The 17,240-nt window shown below is 68.4% G+C and carries 15 protein-coding genes; 4 read left to right on the forward strand and 11 right to left on the reverse strand.

Annotation, left to right across the window (positions count from 1 at the left end; all coding sequences use genetic code 11):
* Positions 1-60 precede the first annotated feature (60 nt).
* The 10 genes from OG876_RS20575 to OG876_RS20620 form a co-directional block, all read right to left on the reverse strand.
* Positions 61-783 carry an LmeA family phospholipid-binding protein gene (locus OG876_RS20575; RefSeq protein ID WP_328526512.1) on the reverse strand — a complete coding sequence of 241 codons (723 nt, stop codon included), beginning with the start codon at positions 781-783 and terminating at the stop codon, positions 61-63.
* Between the two features lie 37 nt (positions 784-820).
* Positions 821-1,726, reverse strand: coding sequence for an NAD-dependent epimerase/dehydratase family protein (locus OG876_RS20580; RefSeq protein WP_328526513.1), 906 nt, complete (start codon positions 1,724-1,726; stop codon positions 821-823).
* 76 nt (positions 1,727-1,802) lie between these two features.
* The gene (locus OG876_RS20585; protein ID WP_328526514.1) at positions 1,803-2,114 is read right to left on the reverse strand and encodes a hypothetical protein; all 312 of its coding nucleotides are present in this window, start codon (positions 2,112-2,114) and stop codon (positions 1,803-1,805) included.
* A gap of 98 nt (positions 2,115-2,212) precedes the next feature.
* On the reverse strand, positions 2,213-2,635 hold the full coding sequence (locus OG876_RS20590; RefSeq protein ID WP_328526515.1) for a hypothetical protein: 423 nt from the start codon (positions 2,633-2,635) through the stop codon (positions 2,213-2,215).
* The gene (locus tag OG876_RS20595) at positions 2,635-3,720 is read right to left on the reverse strand and encodes a flavin-containing monooxygenase (RefSeq protein WP_328526516.1); all 1,086 of its coding nucleotides are present in this window, start codon (positions 3,718-3,720) and stop codon (positions 2,635-2,637) included. Before OG876_RS20595 ends, OG876_RS20590 begins: the two co-directional genes overlap by 1 nt.
* Positions 3,717-5,321, reverse strand: coding sequence for a multicopper oxidase family protein (locus OG876_RS20600; RefSeq protein WP_328526517.1), 1,605 nt, complete (start codon positions 5,319-5,321; stop codon positions 3,717-3,719). The genes OG876_RS20595 and OG876_RS20600 overlap by 4 nt, the downstream gene beginning before the upstream one ends.
* 128 nt (positions 5,322-5,449) lie before the next feature.
* The gene (locus tag OG876_RS20605) at positions 5,450-7,174 is read right to left on the reverse strand and encodes a SulP family inorganic anion transporter (protein ID WP_328526518.1); all 1,725 of its coding nucleotides are present in this window, start codon (positions 7,172-7,174) and stop codon (positions 5,450-5,452) included.
* Between the two features lie 89 nt (positions 7,175-7,263).
* Positions 7,264-8,193 carry a polyphosphate kinase 2 family protein gene (locus OG876_RS20610; protein ID WP_328526519.1) on the reverse strand — a complete coding sequence of 310 codons (930 nt, stop codon included), beginning with the start codon at positions 8,191-8,193 and terminating at the stop codon, positions 7,264-7,266.
* 89 nt (positions 8,194-8,282) lie between these two features.
* On the reverse strand, positions 8,283-11,060 hold the full coding sequence (locus OG876_RS20615) for a cation-translocating P-type ATPase (RefSeq protein WP_328526520.1): 2,778 nt from the start codon (positions 11,058-11,060) through the stop codon (positions 8,283-8,285).
* Positions 11,053-12,420, reverse strand: coding sequence for a chloride channel protein (locus OG876_RS20620; protein ID WP_328526521.1), 1,368 nt, complete (start codon positions 12,418-12,420; stop codon positions 11,053-11,055). The genes OG876_RS20615 and OG876_RS20620 overlap by 8 nt, the downstream gene beginning before the upstream one ends.
* Positions 12,421-12,612: 192 nt before the next feature.
* Here OG876_RS20620 and OG876_RS20625 point away from each other — a divergent pair, with 192 nt between their 5' ends.
* From OG876_RS20625 to OG876_RS20640, 4 genes are all read left to right on the forward strand, one after another.
* Positions 12,613-13,305 (forward strand): GAP family protein, encoded by a 693-nt coding sequence (locus tag OG876_RS20625; protein ID WP_328526522.1) that lies wholly within the window; start codon positions 12,613-12,615, stop codon positions 13,303-13,305.
* Between the two features lie 178 nt (positions 13,306-13,483).
* Positions 13,484-14,863, forward strand: coding sequence for a DUF2252 domain-containing protein (locus tag OG876_RS20630; protein ID WP_328526523.1), 1,380 nt, complete (start codon positions 13,484-13,486; stop codon positions 14,861-14,863).
* A gap of 54 nt (positions 14,864-14,917) precedes the next feature.
* Positions 14,918-15,742 carry an MIP/aquaporin family protein gene (locus OG876_RS20635; protein ID WP_328526524.1) on the forward strand — a complete coding sequence of 275 codons (825 nt, stop codon included), beginning with the start codon at positions 14,918-14,920 and terminating at the stop codon, positions 15,740-15,742.
* Between the two features lie 53 nt (positions 15,743-15,795).
* Positions 15,796-16,446 carry a hypothetical protein gene (locus OG876_RS20640; RefSeq protein WP_328526525.1) on the forward strand — a complete coding sequence of 217 codons (651 nt, stop codon included), beginning with the start codon at positions 15,796-15,798 and terminating at the stop codon, positions 16,444-16,446.
* A 3-nt stretch (positions 16,447-16,449) separates the two neighbouring features.
* Here OG876_RS20640 and OG876_RS20645 read toward each other — a convergent pair whose 3' ends face one another.
* Positions 16,450-17,217: a CPBP family intramembrane glutamic endopeptidase gene (locus OG876_RS20645; protein WP_328526526.1), complete on the reverse strand. Its 768-nt coding sequence runs from the start codon at positions 17,215-17,217 to the stop codon at positions 16,450-16,452.
* Positions 17,218-17,240 lie beyond the last annotated feature (23 nt).

Below are 17,240 nucleotides of genomic sequence, written 5' to 3' on the forward strand. Positions count from 1 at the left end.
CGTTGGACTCGACGCTACGAGGCCTCCGCCGGTTGTGGGAGACCCTGTCAGTACAGGTATTCAGGCGGCGAACTTCAGATCGGCGGCGGTGGCGGTGAGCACGATGGAGCTGCCCTCGACGCTGACCTGCTTCAGCGTCGCGCCGTACGGCAGCTTGGGGAGGGTGATCGCCCGGGAGAGCTGATTGCGCACCGCGTTCCGGACGAACGACGGGACCGCGTCGGACAGCTCGTCGACGGTGAGGACGATGCGGCCCTTCTCGACCTGCGGGCGCAGCGTCGCCTCGGCCTCGACACCGCGGATCGACAACTTCGCGTGCAGCTTGCCGTCGGCCGCATCGAGCGTCAGTCCCTGCACACCGGTGCTGCGGACCGCGAGCTTGGCGAGTTCGGCCGGGGACAGCTGCAGCCGGACGTCGGTGGAGTCGATCGTGACCGCCGTACCGGGCGTCCGCGTCAGCAGACCGCGCGGCACCTGGACGCCGTGCAGTTCGACCTTGAGATCCTCCGCCGGGATCGAGTCGAACGTCGGCTGCTTCATGGTCAGCGTGACCTTCGAGAACCTCTCCCTGGCCAGCTGCGGCAGGAACCCGAACCCGCCGATCTTGACGGAGGTGTCGGCCGCGCGGACGTCGTACTGCGCCGCCTCCTTCTCGGCCATCGTCGCGAGCTGGTTCTCCGCAACCCAGGCGGCGGCCCGGTCGACGGCGACCGCCAGCACCCCGAGCACCACCAACGTGACAACCAGCCGTCGCAACCAGCGCCGCGGTCTCCTGGAACTCATCCCTGCCCTTCCGTCGATCCGCACAGCCTAGAGGTCGTCACGCGACGACCATCTCCCGGAGGGCGTCGTCGGTGCGGGCAGGTTTGATGCCGAAGGCAACGGTTGCGGCGGTGGAGTCGACCACGAACGGGCGCTGCCACTGGTACTGCGTCTCGAGCATCTCGCGGGCGTCCGGGCTGAACAGGCCGGCGAGCCGGAGCGCGATCGCGGGCATCTTCGCAACGCGGGCCTCGGGTGCTCCCGCGAGTTCGGCGGCGCGGGTGGCGAGGGCCCGGACCGAGACCGGGGCCGGGGTCGGCACGTGCCACGGGCGGCCCCAGGCGCTCGGGTCGGCCGCTACCGCGACCAGGGTCCTCGCGACATCACCGACGTACGTCCAGCTGTGCGGTGCGTCGAGGTCCGCCGGCGCCAGGCCGCGCTTGCCTTTGATCACCTTGGGCAGCACCATGACGCTGAACGCCGACACCGCGCCGGCGCCGAGGTAGTCCGAGCCCCGCACCTCGGCGGTCCGGATCCGTCCTGCCTCGTGCGCGGCCAACGCATCGGTCCACAGCTTGGCGCGCACCCGCCCCTTGACCGAGTTGGGTAGCAGCGGCGTGTCCTCGGTCATCACTCCGTCGACAGCGCCGTACCCATAGAGGTTGCCGGTTGTCACCAGTACGGCGCCTGTCGTTTCGGCCGCCCGGATGAGCGCGGCCCCCAGCGGAGGCCAGTCCGTCGACCAGCGGTGGTACGGCGGCCCCGCACACGAGTAGAGCGCCGTCGCGCCCTCGGTCAGCCGCGCCAGCGCCTCCCCATCACTCGCATCCGCCGCGACCCGCTCGATCCCGCCGGCCTCAGGCCCGCTCCCCGAGCGGGTGATCACGCGAACCTGTTCTCCCTGACCCGCGAGTAGCCGAGCAGTAGCAGACCCGACAGGACCGGCGCCGACGACGACGTGCACTGGTACCCCTTCCAGAGGACTCGGCGCCCAGTCTTACCTATCCGACGGTCCCGGTTGCCGGCGTGGGGGTGCCTTGTCAGGACTTGTCGTAGTGGGAGGGCGGGAACGGGTGCCGATCGGTCAGCGGGTAGAGCTCGCTCTCCTCCGTCTGGCGTTTGATCTCCGCCTCTTCCTCCCGGTACTCCTCGGTGTCGGTCGGATCGTCCGCCGCGGGCACATCGGTGGCCGGCGGGACGTCGTCGGGGTCGTAGGCGTCGACACCGGCTTCGACCCGCTCCTGCTCCGTCCGGCGGGCGAGATCGTCGTCGTCCGGGTGCAGTGGCAGGCCGCCGTGCTCGCGGCGGTCGTGGTGAACATCCTCCGACGTTTCGAAGGGTTCGTCAGTCATCGCTACCTCCACTGATCCCGAAGCCGCTGGTGTCTTTCCGAGCGTACTCGCGCCTTCATGGCTCGCCAGACCGCGGTCTTGTGCCCCGGAAGGAACCGTTACTGGTGGAGTGAGACGCCGGCGACGATCGCGATCGCGATGATCGTGGCAGCGAGCCAGTCGACGGCGAGGCAGAACGGCGGCCACCACCGGGTATTCGCGACATAGTGCGTGCGGTGCTGCCAGAGGTCCTTGAACCCGTGCGCGATCAGAGCGACGACGAGTAGCCACGCCGATCCGGTGATGCCCGCAGCGGCGAGTACGACGAACGCGCCGGCGACGGCGGTCTCGACGGCGATGACCGCCGGTCGTCCGTCGGCGACGGCGAAGCCGATGTAGACCGCTGCGATCAGCACCACCGAGAGGGCGTAGACGGTCGCTGGATCGAGCCACCAGAAGCCGAAAGGCGCTGCGGCCTGGATGACGCCCCAGACGAGTCCCCAGGCGAGCGGGACCCGCTCGTTGGCGAACAGTCTCGACATCAGCGGGGTGGGGACTGCAAGGTCTGGATCGACTGATCCGAGCCTGCGGCGGCGATCTGATCCGCGAGGTACGACGCGTCGGACCCGACCCAGCCGAGGACGGCCGAGGTCCTGGTGTGCTGCCAGGTGAGGCCGAGCATGTACAGACCGGGGGACGAGGTGACGCCGCGGTTGTGCGGGATGCGTCCCCGTTCGTCCTGTACGCCGGGCACGTCGATCCAGTCGTAGTCCGTCGTGAACCCGGTCGCCCATACGACAGCGTCGTACTCCGAGGCAGTCCCGTCGGCGAAGGTCACGGTCCGGCCGGTCGCCGCCGTCACGCGGGGACGGATCCGGATGCCGTGCCGCTTCGCAAGCTGTCGCGGTCCGCTGCCGATCACCTGGTCGCGTCCGGCCAGCCGGTTTCCCAGCCGGGAGCCGACCGTGACCCGATCCAGGCCGAGCCCGCTCGCCCACCACCACACGTCGCGACCCAAGGGCCGCTGAGGGATCGTCGGGATCCGTTGGCCGGCTGCCAGTTCCACGGTATGGGTGGCGCTGAGCTCCAGGGCAATCTGGCAGCCCGAGTTCGCGGCTCCCACGACCAGGACCCTTTCGCCCGCGAGGTCCTGCGGTCGCCGGTATTCCACGCTGTGGATCTGCGTCACCTCTGCGCCGAGGTCGTTCGCGATCGGCGGGATCAACGGGGTATGGAAGGGCCCGGTGGCAACCACCACCTGCCGTGCCTTCCAGGTGTCTCGCCCCGCCGTCACGACGTACCCGTCGTCGCTCCTGGTCAGCGATTCGACGGTTGTGTTCAGCCGCACCGGTAGCTGGAACCGCGCCGCGTACGCCTGCAGGAAGTCCGCGACGTCGTCCTTGCCGGGATAGGTGTCTTTCGCGGCGGGGAAAGGCATTCCCGGCAGGTTGTCGAACTGGGCCGGTGTGAATAACTGCAGGGAATCCCATCGCGAGCGCCACGCGTAGCCGATCGCCGGGCCCGCGTCCACGATCAGGAAGCGTTGCCCGCGCTCGGCCAGGTGGTAGCCCATCACCATGCCGGCCTGGCCACCGCCGATCACCAGCACGTCCAGGATGTCCGTCATGACGACACCGGCTCGGGACGACGGGCGACATTGAAGCTGAACATCATGCCGCTCTCGGTGTGCTCGGCGATGTGGCAGTGCGCCATCCACAGCCCGGGATTCGAAACGTCCAGCAGGATGTCCACCGTTTCGCCGGCGCGCACCAGGACGGTGTCCTTCCAGACGAGGTTGGTCTCCGGCTCGTCGTCCCTGGACAGGATCAGGAAGCGACCGGCGCCGTGGATGTGGAACGGATGGTGCATCGGGTGATCGGAGTCCATCTCGTTGACCAGCCGGATCTTCACCCGGTCGCCGACGGTGAACGCCCAGGTGATGGCTCCGTTCTCGTCGCCGGTCTCCCGGTCGACGAGTTGCCAGATCATGTTGCCGGGATCCGACGCGCGGTTGATCTCCGGCATCAGGTCTTCCCACTCCAGGCCATCACCGTGATCGTGTCCGCCGTGCGCTGCGGCCTCCTGGGGCATCGCGGTGGAGGGCACCAGTTTCATGCCGCACTGTGGGCATTTCGACGGCTCGGTGGCGGTGACGTCGGGGTGCATCGGGCAGGCGTAGCTGGACGCGAGTACGTCGTCCCCGCCGTACAGGAGCGGCATCTGGGACAGGAACGCGAGGACCTTGTCGGGTTTCCGGTCGAGGTCGGGGCCGATCGACTGGTGTACGGCGGTGAGGTCCGGGTCGGTCCGCAACGTGTCGAACGACGCGGCAGCAACGCCGCCCTCGCCGGCCGTGACCGTGAAACCGCCGAGGTCGTACACCCGGTCCGGGGTGCGATTCTCCAGCCGCACCTCGCCGGGGGCGTCGAACAGTACGTCGACGACCGCGCGTTCGGAGGGGGCGAGCAATACCGCCTCGATGAACGTCTCGCGCTCGTACCGGCCGCTGTCGCCGCCTACCAGCTTCGCCCGGGCGCCGCGGACGGCCACGTTGAAGATCCGGGTGTTGGCCGTGTTGACGAGGTACAGGCGTACGACCTCTCCCTGCACTGCCTGGCCGGAGAACTGGGTCTCACCGTTGATCAGCATGACGTTGCCGAACCGGCCCATGGCGGTGAAGGTCGGCCCGGATCGGTTGAAGGGCGCGATGTGTCCGTCTTCGACCAGTAGGTCGTCCACCGTGAGCGTGAGCTGCCGGTCGACGGCGGGCCAGTACGACGAGTCCGACGGCTTGACGACGATCGCGCCGTACAGGCCCATCTCCTGGGCGAAGTCCTCCCGCATGTGCGGGTGGTACCAGTACAGGCCGGGGTCCGGGAACTGGAGCTTGTAGGTGAACGACCCGCCGATCTGGATCGGCTTCTGGGTCTCATGCGGGACTCCGTCGTACCGGTTCTCCAACCGCAGGCCGTGCCAGTGCACGGTCGTCTCGACGTCACCGTCGTTCCGCACCTGCACCGTGATCTCCGAATCCTGGTCCACGTGCAGGGTCGGGCCCGGGATCGACCCGTTGTAGGCAAGCATGCGCAGCTCGGCGTCGTCGATGCGTTTGCGCACCGCACCGATGCCAAGCTCGAGCAGGTCGCCGTCATGCAGCCGCACCAAGCCTGTGGGCGCTACATCAGCCAATCCGGCCGTTTCTGTGCTGAACACGTCGTGAGAATCCATGCTCGATGACCTTTCGTGGCGTGGAGCCGGCTTCGATGGTTCGCCGGGGGGACGCAGAGCGGGGTCAGGGCACAGGAAATCCTCGGTACCACCAACCTACGCCGAGAACCGGACAACAAATAGGGCGCTCAGCTCTCGGGGCTCGGAGCGCGCCAGGTCGCGCCGGTCTGCCGGATGTACTCGTCGACCGCCTCGTCGAGGGTGGGGAGGAAGTGCGCCGGATCGATCGTGCGGGTGAGCTCGTACCGGTCGACCTTCTCGCGCACCGGATCCTTCATCTCCGCGAACACCAGGGAAACACCGCGCGCGTTGAGCCAGGCGTCCAGCTCGTGCAGCATGTCCGAGGCTGTGGTGTCGATGTCGGTGATCGGCTCGGCGGCCACGATGATCCAGCGCAGGCCGGGGTGATCCTCGGCGATCTCCCGGACCTTCTCACCGAACATCCGCGCGTTCGCGAAGATCAGGGGCGCGTCGAACCGGTAGACGACCAGGCCGGGCAGTAGCTCGGCCTGGGGGTAGCTGTCGGTGTCGTGCAGGCCGTCGATCCCCTCGACCCGGCCGAGCTCGGTCTGGTGCGGCCACCACGCGCGGCGGAAGACGTTGAGGATGGACAGCCCGACGGCGATGAGGATTCCGGGCAGTACGCCGAGGAGCGCCACGCCGAGCAGCGCGATGATCGACAGGGCCCACTCCGTCCGGCGCTGATGCCACAGCCGGCGCGTCCCCGCGATGTCCGCCAGCGACAGTGCGGCGGCAATGACGATCGCGCCCAGTGTCGGCTGCGGCACGTACTGCATCAGGGAGGTGGCGAAGACCAGGACCACGGTGATCGTCGCGGCGCCGACGATGCCGGTCACCTGGGACTTGGAACCGGCCTGCTCGGCGACGGCGGTGCGGGACCCGCTGGTGCTGACCGGAAAGCCCTGGAAGAACCCGGCCGCGATGTTGGCCGCACCGATGCCGACCATCTCCTGGTTTCCGCGCACCCGGTCGCCCCGGCGCGCGGCGAACGCCGAGGCCGTGGACATCGTGTCGGCGAGCGCGACAACGGCGATCGCGAGCGCCCCGACGAACAGTGGCGGTAGGTCGTCAAGGCTGACCTGTGGGATCGTGAACGGCGGGAAACCCTGTGGGAGCTTTCCGACCGTGTCGACGTCGTGGGACTCCAGGTCGAACGCGCTGACCAGGATGGACGCGAGCACCACGATGATGAGGACGCTCGGCAGCTTGGGCAGGAAGCGATTCAGCAGCAGGATGCCGACCAGCGAGCCGATCCCGAGGGCCGCGGCCGTCGCGTTGGCGTCGCCGGCCGCGAGCCCCGACACGAAGGCACCCGCCTCGGCCAGCAGCCCGTCGGCATCGACCGAGAACCCGAAGAGCTTGGCCAGCTGACCGATCACGATGGTCAGCGCGAGCCCGTTCATGTAGCCGATCTGCGTCGGCTTCGACAGCAGGTCGGCCACGAACCCGAACCGGGCCAGCCCGGCGACCGTCATCACCACGCCGACCATCACCGCCAGCACCGACGCGAGCGCGACGGCCCGGGCGGGATCACCGTTGGCGAGCATGAGTGGCGCAATCGTCGCCGCGATCATCGGGCCGAGGGACGAGTCGGGACCGAGCACCAGCACTCTGGACGGTCCGAACACCGCATAGCCGAGCAGACACAGGATCGAGGTATAGAGCCCGGTCACGGTCGGCAGCCCGGCGAGTTCGGCGTACGCCATCCCCTGGGGGACCAGCAGCGCCGAGAGCACGAGGCCGGCGACGATGTCCTTGGGCAGCCACGACCGTTGGTACGACCTGGCCACGCCCAGGCCAGGCACGTAGTCCTGCCACCCAGGCGGTCTCACATCCGGTTCTTTGGCGGTCGCGGCCATGGTGGTCAGCCGACCGTCCCGGCACACTCGCCGTCAAGAGCCAGAGTCTTCATGCGCGCGGCCTATTCTTCCGCGAACGGATCGGCGGCCGCGCCGGACGGCGCCTGTGCCTCGAGGACGCTCTTGACCTCTTGCAGCGCCTTCCGCCGGTCCCTGCCGACCTTGGGATAGCGAGGATCGATCTCGATCAGCGTGTTGGCGATCACCGCGCCGGCGGCGATGCGGGCGTACCACTTGCGGTCGGCGGGAATCACGTACCACGGCGCCCACTCGGTGCTCGTCTCGGAGAGCATCCGCGAGAACGCGCGCTGATAGTCGTCCCAGTAGTCGCGCTCGCGGATGTCGGCCGAGGAGAACTTCCAGTTGTGGTCGCGCAGGTCGATCCGCCGCAGGAAGCGGATCCGCTGCTCCTCCTTGGAGAGGTTCAGGAAGAGCTTGACGATCTTGAAGCCGTTGTCGCTGAGGGTCCGCTCCCACTGGTTGATCTCGCTATAGCGCCGCTTCCAGAGCCCCTGGCGGCTGCCCGCCGGCAGTTTCTGCCGGTCGAGGAGCTCCGGGTGCACGCGGACGACCAGGACCTCCTCGTAGTGCGAACGATTGAAGATGCCGATCTCACCGCGGGCCGGCAAGTGCAGCCCGTAGCGCCACAGGTAGTCGTGATCCAGTTCCTCGCTGGAAGGGACCTTGAAGCCGTGCACCGACACACCCTGTGGGTTGACCCCGGTCATGACGTGGCGGATGGTGCCGTCCTTGCCGCCGGCGTCGAGTGCCTGCAGCACCACCAGGACGCCGTGGGTGTGCTGCGCGTACAGCCGGGACTGATACTCGGCCAACAGGTCGATGCCGCGGTCGAGCATCTTGCGGCCGCGCTTCTTGGACCGGATCGTGCCCCTGAAGTCCGGCGCGAAGTCCCTCGCCAGCTTGACCTTCGAGCCCGGTTCGACCCGGAACGGCTCGATGAAGTCCGCGATCTTCTGTTCGCGAGATGTCATTCCCTGTCCCTACCTCTTCAGATCGCCCGACCATCAGTCGACCGCCCACCGGACCGTTCTGCATCCCCCCTTGCGGACGAGTCCGGAACCTACGTCGCAGGCGTGTGCCGGGCACGAGCCGGCGCGACGGCGTGCTCCGGGCTGACCGTCGCCGGCGTCCGCTGCCGGCGCCTCCTGACCAGCTTGTCCAACTCGACGACGATCGGGAGCAACGCGGCAAGGCCGAAGCAGGTGAGCCACTGACGCGGACTGAGCGCGACGGTGAGCAGCCCGCTCTGGATCGTCGGGAGCTGGGTCGCGAGGAACAGCAGGACAACGGAGATCAGGGCGATCCCCAGCGCCTTCAGGATCGGTGACGTCAGGCCGCTCGCCGGGTCGCGCCGGTTGACCACCGCGTTGAACATCGTCCCCAGACCCATCACCACGAATGTCATCGTCATCGACACGCTGCCTTGCGTCGTACTCGGATCGTCCGGCCCGGCGACCAGCGGTGCGAACGCCGCGATGAAGAGCACGAAGGCGTAGACGATCCACAGCACCACAGCGCCCCGGTTCGTGATCGGTACGCCGGGGTCGCGCGGTGGACGGTGCATGACGTCGGGATCACCGGGGTCGACGGCGATGATCACCACTCCGGCGGCGGTGGCGAAGAACAACAGGAAGAGCACCATCGACGGAGTCATCGCCGCCCCGTCGTTGATGTCGAACACGGTGGCGGCGAGGAAGAGCAGGACCAGCGAGAGCAGTTGCGTCATCTGGTAGCGCACGTACGAGACGACCTTGTCGTACACGCGCCGCCCGATCTCGACGGCGTGGACGAGGGTGCCGAAGTTGTCGTCGGTGAGCACCATCCGCGCGGCCTGCTTGGTCACCTCGCTGCCGCTCCCCATCGCCACCCCGATGTCGGCCTGCTTGAGGGCGGCCGCGTCGTTGACGGCGTCGCCGGTCATCGCGACGATCAGGCCCTGCTCCTGCATGGTCCGGGCGAGTCGCAACTTGTCCTCGGGGGTGACCCGCCCGAACACGTGCAGCTCGGGCAACCGCCGCTTCAGCTCCTCGTCGCTGAGTGCCACCAGTTCCCCGCCACTGATCGCGCCGGGACCAAGGCCCAGTTCCTCGCCGATCGCCTGCGCGGTGACCGCGTGGTCACCGGTGATCATGCGTACGTCGATGCCCGCGGTGAGCGCCGTACCGACTGCGCTCTTCGCCTCCGTGCGCAGCGGGTCGATGATGCCCGCGAGCCCGACGAACGAGAGCCCTGTGGTCAAGGACATCGGATCGCTGGTCATCGTGGCCAGCTCGTCGTCCGAGACCAGCCGGGCCGCGAACGCGAGGACGCGCAGGCCCTTCTGCCCCATCCGGACGTTGGCCTCGTCGATGCCGGGCCGCGACTCCGTGATCGGGACCTGAGAGCCGCTGAGCGGGCCGCCGGCCTGGGTGCAGCGCGCGACGACGACATCGGGCGCGCCCTTGACCAGCTCGATCACGTGCTCGGCGCCGTCGACGGTCACCCGGTGGAACGTCGCCATGAACTTGTACTCGGAATCGAACGGAACCTCTGACAGCCGCGGGTAGGCCTGCCGGGTCTCCTCGGAGTCGATGCCGAGCTTCGCGGCCAGCACCACCAGCGCGGCCTCGGTCGGGTCGCCGATCACCGATCCGTCGTCGCCGACCACCGCGTCGCTGTCGAGGACCAGTCCGAGGCCGAGGCGGGTGAAGTCCGGCACCGGTACGCCGGCCACCGAACGGATCGCGCCGCTCTTGGCGTATCCCTCCCCGTCGACGGTGAACCACAACCCGCTCGCGTACAACGTCGAGACCATCATCTGGTTCAGCGTGAGCGTCCCCGTCTTGTCGGTGTTGATCGCGCTCGTCGCACCGAGCGTCTCGACGTCGGTGAGGTTCTTCACCACGGCCTTCGCCGCGGCCAGCTGCTTCGCGCCGAGCGAGAGCAGACCCGAGACGAACGCCGGCATGCCGGTCGGGATCGCCGAGATGGCCATGGCGGTGCCGAGCAGCAGCAGGTCCTTGCCCGGCACCCCACGGATCAGGCCGACCACGACGATGACCGCGACCGCTCCCCACGCGACGATCCCCAGGACCTTCGTCAGCGAGTCCAGCTCGCGCTGGAGCGGTGATCGGGTGCGTGTCACCGAAGTGAGCATCGTCGCGATCCGGCCCATCTGCGTCTGCATCCCGGTCGCCGTGACCATGATCGTGCCCGTGCCCCGCGTCACCGAGGTGTTTTGGAACAGCATGTTGGTCTGGTCACCCAGACCGACGTCCGCGGAGGCCAGTGGGCTCGTGCCCTTGGCGATCGGCGCACTCTCTCCGGTGAGCGCGGCCTCCTGCGCCTCCAAGGTCGCGGATCGGACGATCCGGCCGTCGGCGGGCACGATGTCGCCCGCCTCGACGTGGACGATGTCGCCCGGGACCACCTGCGTGGCCGCGATCATGGTCACGTCGCCGTCGCGAACCACTCGCGCCTGCGGGACCTGTAGGTCGGCGAGGGCGTTGACGCTGGCCCGTGCCGTGAGCTCCTGGCGGGTGCCCAGCCCGACGTTCAGCAGGATCAGCAACGCGACGATGATCCCGGTCGAGAGTTCCCCGATCAGGACGCTCACGACCACGACGGCGATCAGCATGATGTTCATCGGGTCGCGCAGTTGCTGCGCCGCGATGGCCCAGGCCGAGGGCGGCTTCTCCGCGGCGATCTCGTTCGCGCCGTACGTCGAGAGCCGGCTGCCCGCCTCACTCCCGGTCAGCCCGGAAACGGCATCGGAGCCGGCCGCGGCGACGACCTCGTCCACCGAGAGCACGTACGGCGGACGCTCTGCGTCGGTCGCTGTCATCCCGGTCTCACTCACCTGTGTCTCCTCTCGATCGCGGCGTACCGCCAGCAGGTGCGCCCGCGTCCTTGCCCGGAGTCGGGAGCATGTATGTGACGACGAATGCCACCGCCACGGCCACCACGACCTGCGGTGTCACCTTCACACCGTCCGCACCGAGCAGCAGGGTGGCCAACAGCGTGGAGGTCATCGGCAGCCGCAACATCGCGGAACACATGGCGCCGATGCCCATGCCGATCGCCGGCGCGAGACTCATGCCGGGCAACCCGCTCGCGGCGATACCCAGCACCGCGCCGGTGAACATGGCGGGGAAGACCGGTCCGCCGCGGAATGCGCTCAGCGAGAGCCCGTACGCGAACGTCTTACAGGCGGCGAGCAGGATCAGCACGCCGACCGAATAGTCCGCGGCGTTTGCGACCAGCGACGGCAGAGCATCCTGGCCGGAGAACAACACCTCGGTGAAGCTGTGGTCGGAGATCAGTTGGTAGGCCATCGCGGTCAGGCCGATGACCAGGCCGAGGCCCGCGGTCACCAGCACCCGGTTCATGTGGACGACCGGACGTAGCGACAGCCCGATCCAGCGGATCACCCAGCCCAGTAGTGCCCCGGCCGCGCCCATGACCAGAGCCCAGGCCATGGTGGCCACTGTCGGGTCCACCGCAGGCGGCACTGAGGTCAGGGCCAGCGAGAAGCTGCCGAGTCCGGTCCAATTGTCCAGGCCGACGAAGACCAGCGCGCCGACGCCGGAGGCCAGCAGTCCCGGCAGCGCCACCAAGCTCAGCGTCGCACCCCCGACGCTGGCGGCCTCCATGATCAGGAAGGCGCCGAGGACGGGAGAGCCGAGCAGGGTGCTGATCGCCGCGAAGCTGCCGGCTGCCGCCATGATCGTCAGCGCCATCGGTGGCGCGTCCTTCTTGACGAGATGCACGGTCAGCGCCGCAAGGCCGCCACCGATGGCGATCAGGGGAGCCTCAGGGCCGAGGACGGCGCCGAGACTGAGGGTGGTCAGGGCCGCCAGGATGACGCAGGGGAGGTCCCGGTCGACCGGCGGACTTCCACCGGCCTTGAACCCGAACGCCGGTGAGTGGCCGCCGTTGCCGGGCAGGTACCGGATGGTCAACCCGGTCAACAGTCCACACAGCACCAACCAGGGCACCGGCCACCATGCGGGTGCACCCCCGGTGAAGATCTGCTTCGGGAGATCGTCGAACACGGCCTGCTGGATCTTGCTGGTCAGCGCCAGGAAACCGTACGCGGCGGCCGAGATCGGGATCCCGAGGATCGCGGCGAGGAGCAGCGCGGTCAGGTACTGCTTGGAACGGATGACCGTCGACGGGTCCAGCGTCGGCGGCGAAGAGGACGGTGCACCGATCGACACGACGGACTCCTCTCAGTCGCCTCCACGATCCGCGCGGGCGGCGGCCGACGCATCGTCCAGGCCGGGTGATCTCCGGTGTAGTGGTTCGGTCGCCCTTGGTGAACGGACCGGCACCTGCCGCGAGATCACCCCCGCGGGGTGATGCCCGGCCACGGCCGACGCTTGACGCTCGAATCTCGACCGGCGAATGAGATGGCTCCGACGGGGGTAGGCATGGGCGGCGTCATCGGTGACATCCTTCCCCTCGCGTTGGGGGTGGCGATCAGCCCGATCCCCATCATCGCGGCGATCCTCATGCTCCTGTCACCGAACGCGAGGACGACCAGCATCGGGTTCCTGGCCGGCTGGGTCGCCGGCGTGGTCATCGCGGTCACCGCGTTCACCCTGCTGTCGTCCCTGCTGCCGCAGGAGGATTCCAACGCCTCGAAGCCGGTCCAGGGCATCATCAAACTTGTCCTGGGCGCCCTCCTTCTCGTCCTGGCCGTCAAGCAGTGGCGCGGTCGGCCCAGCGGCAATGCGCCGCCGGAGCTGCCGAAATGGATGTCGGCCATCGACACGCTGACCCCGGTCAAGGGGCTCGGGCTCGGAGTACTGCTCTCAGCTCTGAACCCCAAGAACCTCATCATGGCCGCCGGCGCGGGCGTCGTCATCGGCAAGAGCGACCTGGACACCGGTCAGATCGTGGTCGTCATCGTCGTCTACACGGCGATCGCCGCCTGCACCGTCGCCGTACCGATCGTTGCCTACCTCATCGCCGCCGACCGGATGGCACAGCCGCTCGAGGCGCTGCGCACCTGGCTTGTCCGCGAGAACACGACCGTGATGGCGGTTCTGCTGCTCGTGATCGGCGTTGGACTGATCGGCAAGGGCATCGGCAGCTTCTAGGCGGAAACTCGGCCTCTCGTCACCCATCAGGGATGATGCCGCGCCGCCCCTCTCGGTATCAGGGTGGGGATGGGTGGAAGGGGGAGCCATGGCTGTGAAGACTGGGGGTAGCAGATCGGCGCGCCCTGCCGCGCGGGCAGTCCGTAGACCTTCGAAGCGGGCCGCGACACGAAGCCAGTTGAGCCGTGCGGACCGGGTCGCGCTGGGGAAGGACGCCCGGAGGCTCACTCCCCGGGAGTCGCAGGCGGAGTTCCAGCCCGGCGGGTCCCGGGATCCGGTGGGCCTGCTGCTGGAGCAGGCGAAGTCGCGGGTGCCGGAGCTGGTGCCGATCCGGCACGGGCGGATGCTGGTGTCGGAGTTCACCTTCTACCGGGGGGCCGCGCTGCCGATGGCGGCCGACCTGGCCACGACGCCCACGTCGGGGCTGCGGGTGCAGCTGTGCGGAGATGCCCACCTGTCCAATTTCGGCGCGTACGCCTCACCGGAGCGGGAACTGGTCTTCGACGTCAACGACTTCGACGAGACGCTGCCCGGGCCGTTCGAATGGGACGTGAAGCGGCTTGCGGCGAGCCTGGCAGTGGCGGGACGGGACAACGGGTACCGGGGCAAACACCGCCGCAGGATCGTCCTCACGGGGGTGAAGGCGTACCGGAAGGCGATGCGCGGGTTCGCGAAACAGACGTTCCTGCAGGTCTGGTACGCGCATCTGGACATCGAAGACGCCATCGGGCAGTTCCGGTCCCAGATGAAGCCCAAAGGGTTCAAGGAAACGGAGAAGCTGCTGGCCAAGGCCCACACCCGTGACAGCACCCAGGCGCTGCGCAAGCTGACCACGGTGGACGAAGGCCGTCGGCGGATCATCAGTGACCCCCCGATGATCGTCCCCGTCGAGGAGGTCTTCGCCGACGTACAGGCCGGCGCGGTGTACGAGCAGATCCGCGCGGTGCTCGGCAAGTACCGGCGCACCCTGCAGTCCGACCGGCGGCACATGCTCGAGCAGTTCACGCTGGTCCAGGCGGCCCGCAAGGTCGTCGGTGTGGGCAGCGTCGGCACCCGCGCCTGGATCGTGTTGATGGACAGTGAGGACGGCGTCGAACCGGTGTTCCTGCAGGCCAAGGAGGCACAGCCGTCGGTCCTGGCGGACTACTGCGGGCGCGGCCGGTACGCCAACCAGGGCGAGCGCGTGGTCGCTGGACAGCACCTGATGCAGGCCGAGAGCGACATCTTCCTCGGCTGGACCCACACGCTGGGCCCGGACGGAGTGGATCGCGACTTCTACGTCCGGCAGCTCAAGGACTGGAAGTTCTCCTTCCCGATCGAGGACGTGTCCCCCTCGGGTCTGGCGGTCTATGCCCGCGTGTGCGGATGGACCCTGGCCCGCGCTCACGCTCGCTCCGGCGACCGCGTCGCTCTGGCCGCCTACCTCGGCGGCTCGAGCGCCTTCGACGAGGCGATCGCCGACTTCGCCGAAACCTACGCCGACCAGAACGCACGCGACTACACCGCGCTCCGGAGCGCCGTCGAAGACGGTAGAGCCGAAGCGACCACCGATATCTGACACCGAACCTGTGCGGTCCAGCCCGGACGGCCGAGAACGAAAGGGACGCGCGCCATGGCAGAACCCGCCATCGATCCCGATGCTGAGAGGGCGGCACTTGGAGACCGGTACTTCATCCGGTTCGAGCAAGACACCTTGCGGCAACGGCCGTTGTGGATCCGGCTGATCATCGAGTTTCTGGGCACCCTCGTCCTGGTGACGGTGGCGGCCGGATCGGGTGTGATCAATCATTACGTGGGCAACGCACCGATCAGCAGGACCGCGGCGGTGATCGCGCCCGGGGCGGTGGTGATGGCGATGATCTACGCCTGGGGCCCACTGTCGGGACTGCACATCAACCCCGCGGTGACCTTCGCCTTCGCCGCGCGGGGAGTGTTTCCGGTCAGATGGGTGGTGCCGTACTGGGTGGTCCAGTTCGCCGGGGCCATCTGTGCCGCGCTGTTCCTGCAGGGGATGTTCGGCGATGTCAGCACGGGCGGGAACTACCCGATCACCTCCTCCGGTGGGGAGTGGAAGTCGTTCGTGATGGAAGGCGTCCTGACCGCGATCCTGGCCAGCATCATCCTCAACACCGCGACCGGCGGCCGCAGCCTCGGCCACAACGCGGCGATCGCGGTCGGCTCGACGGTCGCGCTGCTCGGCCTGTTCGCCAGCCCGATCAGCGGCGCGTCGATGAACCCGGCCCGCACCCTCGGGCCCGACATCGTCGGCAACGACTACACGGGCTGGTGGGTCTACATCGCGGGCCCGCTGATCGGGGCCGCCATCGCGGTGGCGATCATCGGAGCCGTGCGCGGACTGCCCGACAAGGACGAGCTCGAGGCCGCCGAGGGCGGCGCCCTGCCGATGACCGTCACCCCCACGCCCGAAAGCAACTGAGTAGGCGGCCCGCAGACATGTTGGCCTCCGGCCAGCGTCAGGAGCGTGTGGCGATGACGGCTGAACCGCCTGCGGGCCGGGCCGGCGAGGAAGTCAGCCTGGAGGTGCGCTGGATCTTCCCGGGCCGGCTGGAGGCTGCGGTGGCCGGATGGTTCGCGCGGTTCCCGATCGGGACGGAGTCACGCGAGGACAGCTACCTGCTGGATCCGCGGCTGCCCGGGCTCTCGGTGAAGATCCGCGGGGGCAGGGCGCTGGAGGTCAAGATGTACCACGGGAGCCCGGGAGTCCTGGAGGTGGCGGGCCGCGCCCGCGGACGCCTGGAGTCCTGGCAGAAGTGGTCCTTCCCGGTCAGCGCGGCGGACCAGGACAGCGGCAGCCCGCTCGGCTGGCGGCCGGTTGGCAAAAGCCGGCGGATGGCCCATTTCTCACTGGCCGGGGGACAGATCGTGGCGCGCCCCTCGGAGCTGGACCAGGAGCCGCAGTGCGACGTGGAACTGACCGAGGTCAGCACCAGCGGCCAAGAGTGGTGGACCCTGGGGTTCGAGGCCAGCGGTCCTTCCGATCTGCTTGAAAGCACCCTCGAAGCCACCGCCCGGCTCGTCTTCGACCGGCCCCTCCCCGGCGAGGAGCCCGGTCTCGACGAGTCCAAGTCCTATCAGCAGTGGCTGACCCAACGCCCCGACCCCGAGACCGGGGCCTCGTGAGTGTCAGCGGAGGACGAGTGCGAGCGCGATCACGAAGAAGAAGACGCTTTGTGAGCTGTGGACCGCGATGCCGATCAAGGAGCTGCGCCAGCGGCGCGAGGGCAGCGCCTCGGCGAACGTGTCGACCAGGAACGTCTGCGGGATCACCCATGGCTCGTGCAGGTGATAGCAGGCGAAGAGCACGCCGTTGACAAGCCAGTCGGCTCGGCCGAACGTCCCCATCCGGGGCAGTAGCAGACCTCGGAACAACAGCTCTTCGCCGAGAGCGGTGTTGAAGATGAACACGATGACGAGCAGGGCGAACCAGATCCAGTTGCCGGACATCCACGCCTGCCCGCTGTCGGATCCGAGCAGCAGACCGAGGTCGCGGGACACCGGAGTAGGGAGAGACGGCAACATTTCCTCGAGGGCCAGCAGAGCCGTCAGCGGCAGGACCATCCACCAGAGCCGGTTGCTGCGCTTGCCGGTGCGCGGGCTGATCGGGGCGTTGAGCCACAGTGCGGCCTTGACGACTGGCCAGCGCAAGGTGCCCTGTTCGCGTCGTACGACGATGAGAACGAGGACGAACTGCCAGATCAATCCAGCCGCGAGGCACACGATGAGTGCTTGTGGAAGGGCCATCGGCCCCGAGAAAGCGTGCGCCAGAGCGGGCGCGACGACCCAGGCGAGTACTCCCATGGGAAGGGCTGCCGCTGCCCACACCTTCAGCACAGTGCCGCGCGACCAGGTCGGGATGTGGACTGCCCGGGTAGTGGTGTCGGATGTCGTCATGTCGCCCACTCATTCGTTTCCGC

Source organism: Kribbella sp. NBC_00359, assembly GCF_036097425.1.
Lineage (GTDB): Bacteria > Actinomycetota > Actinomycetes > Propionibacteriales > Kribbellaceae > Kribbella.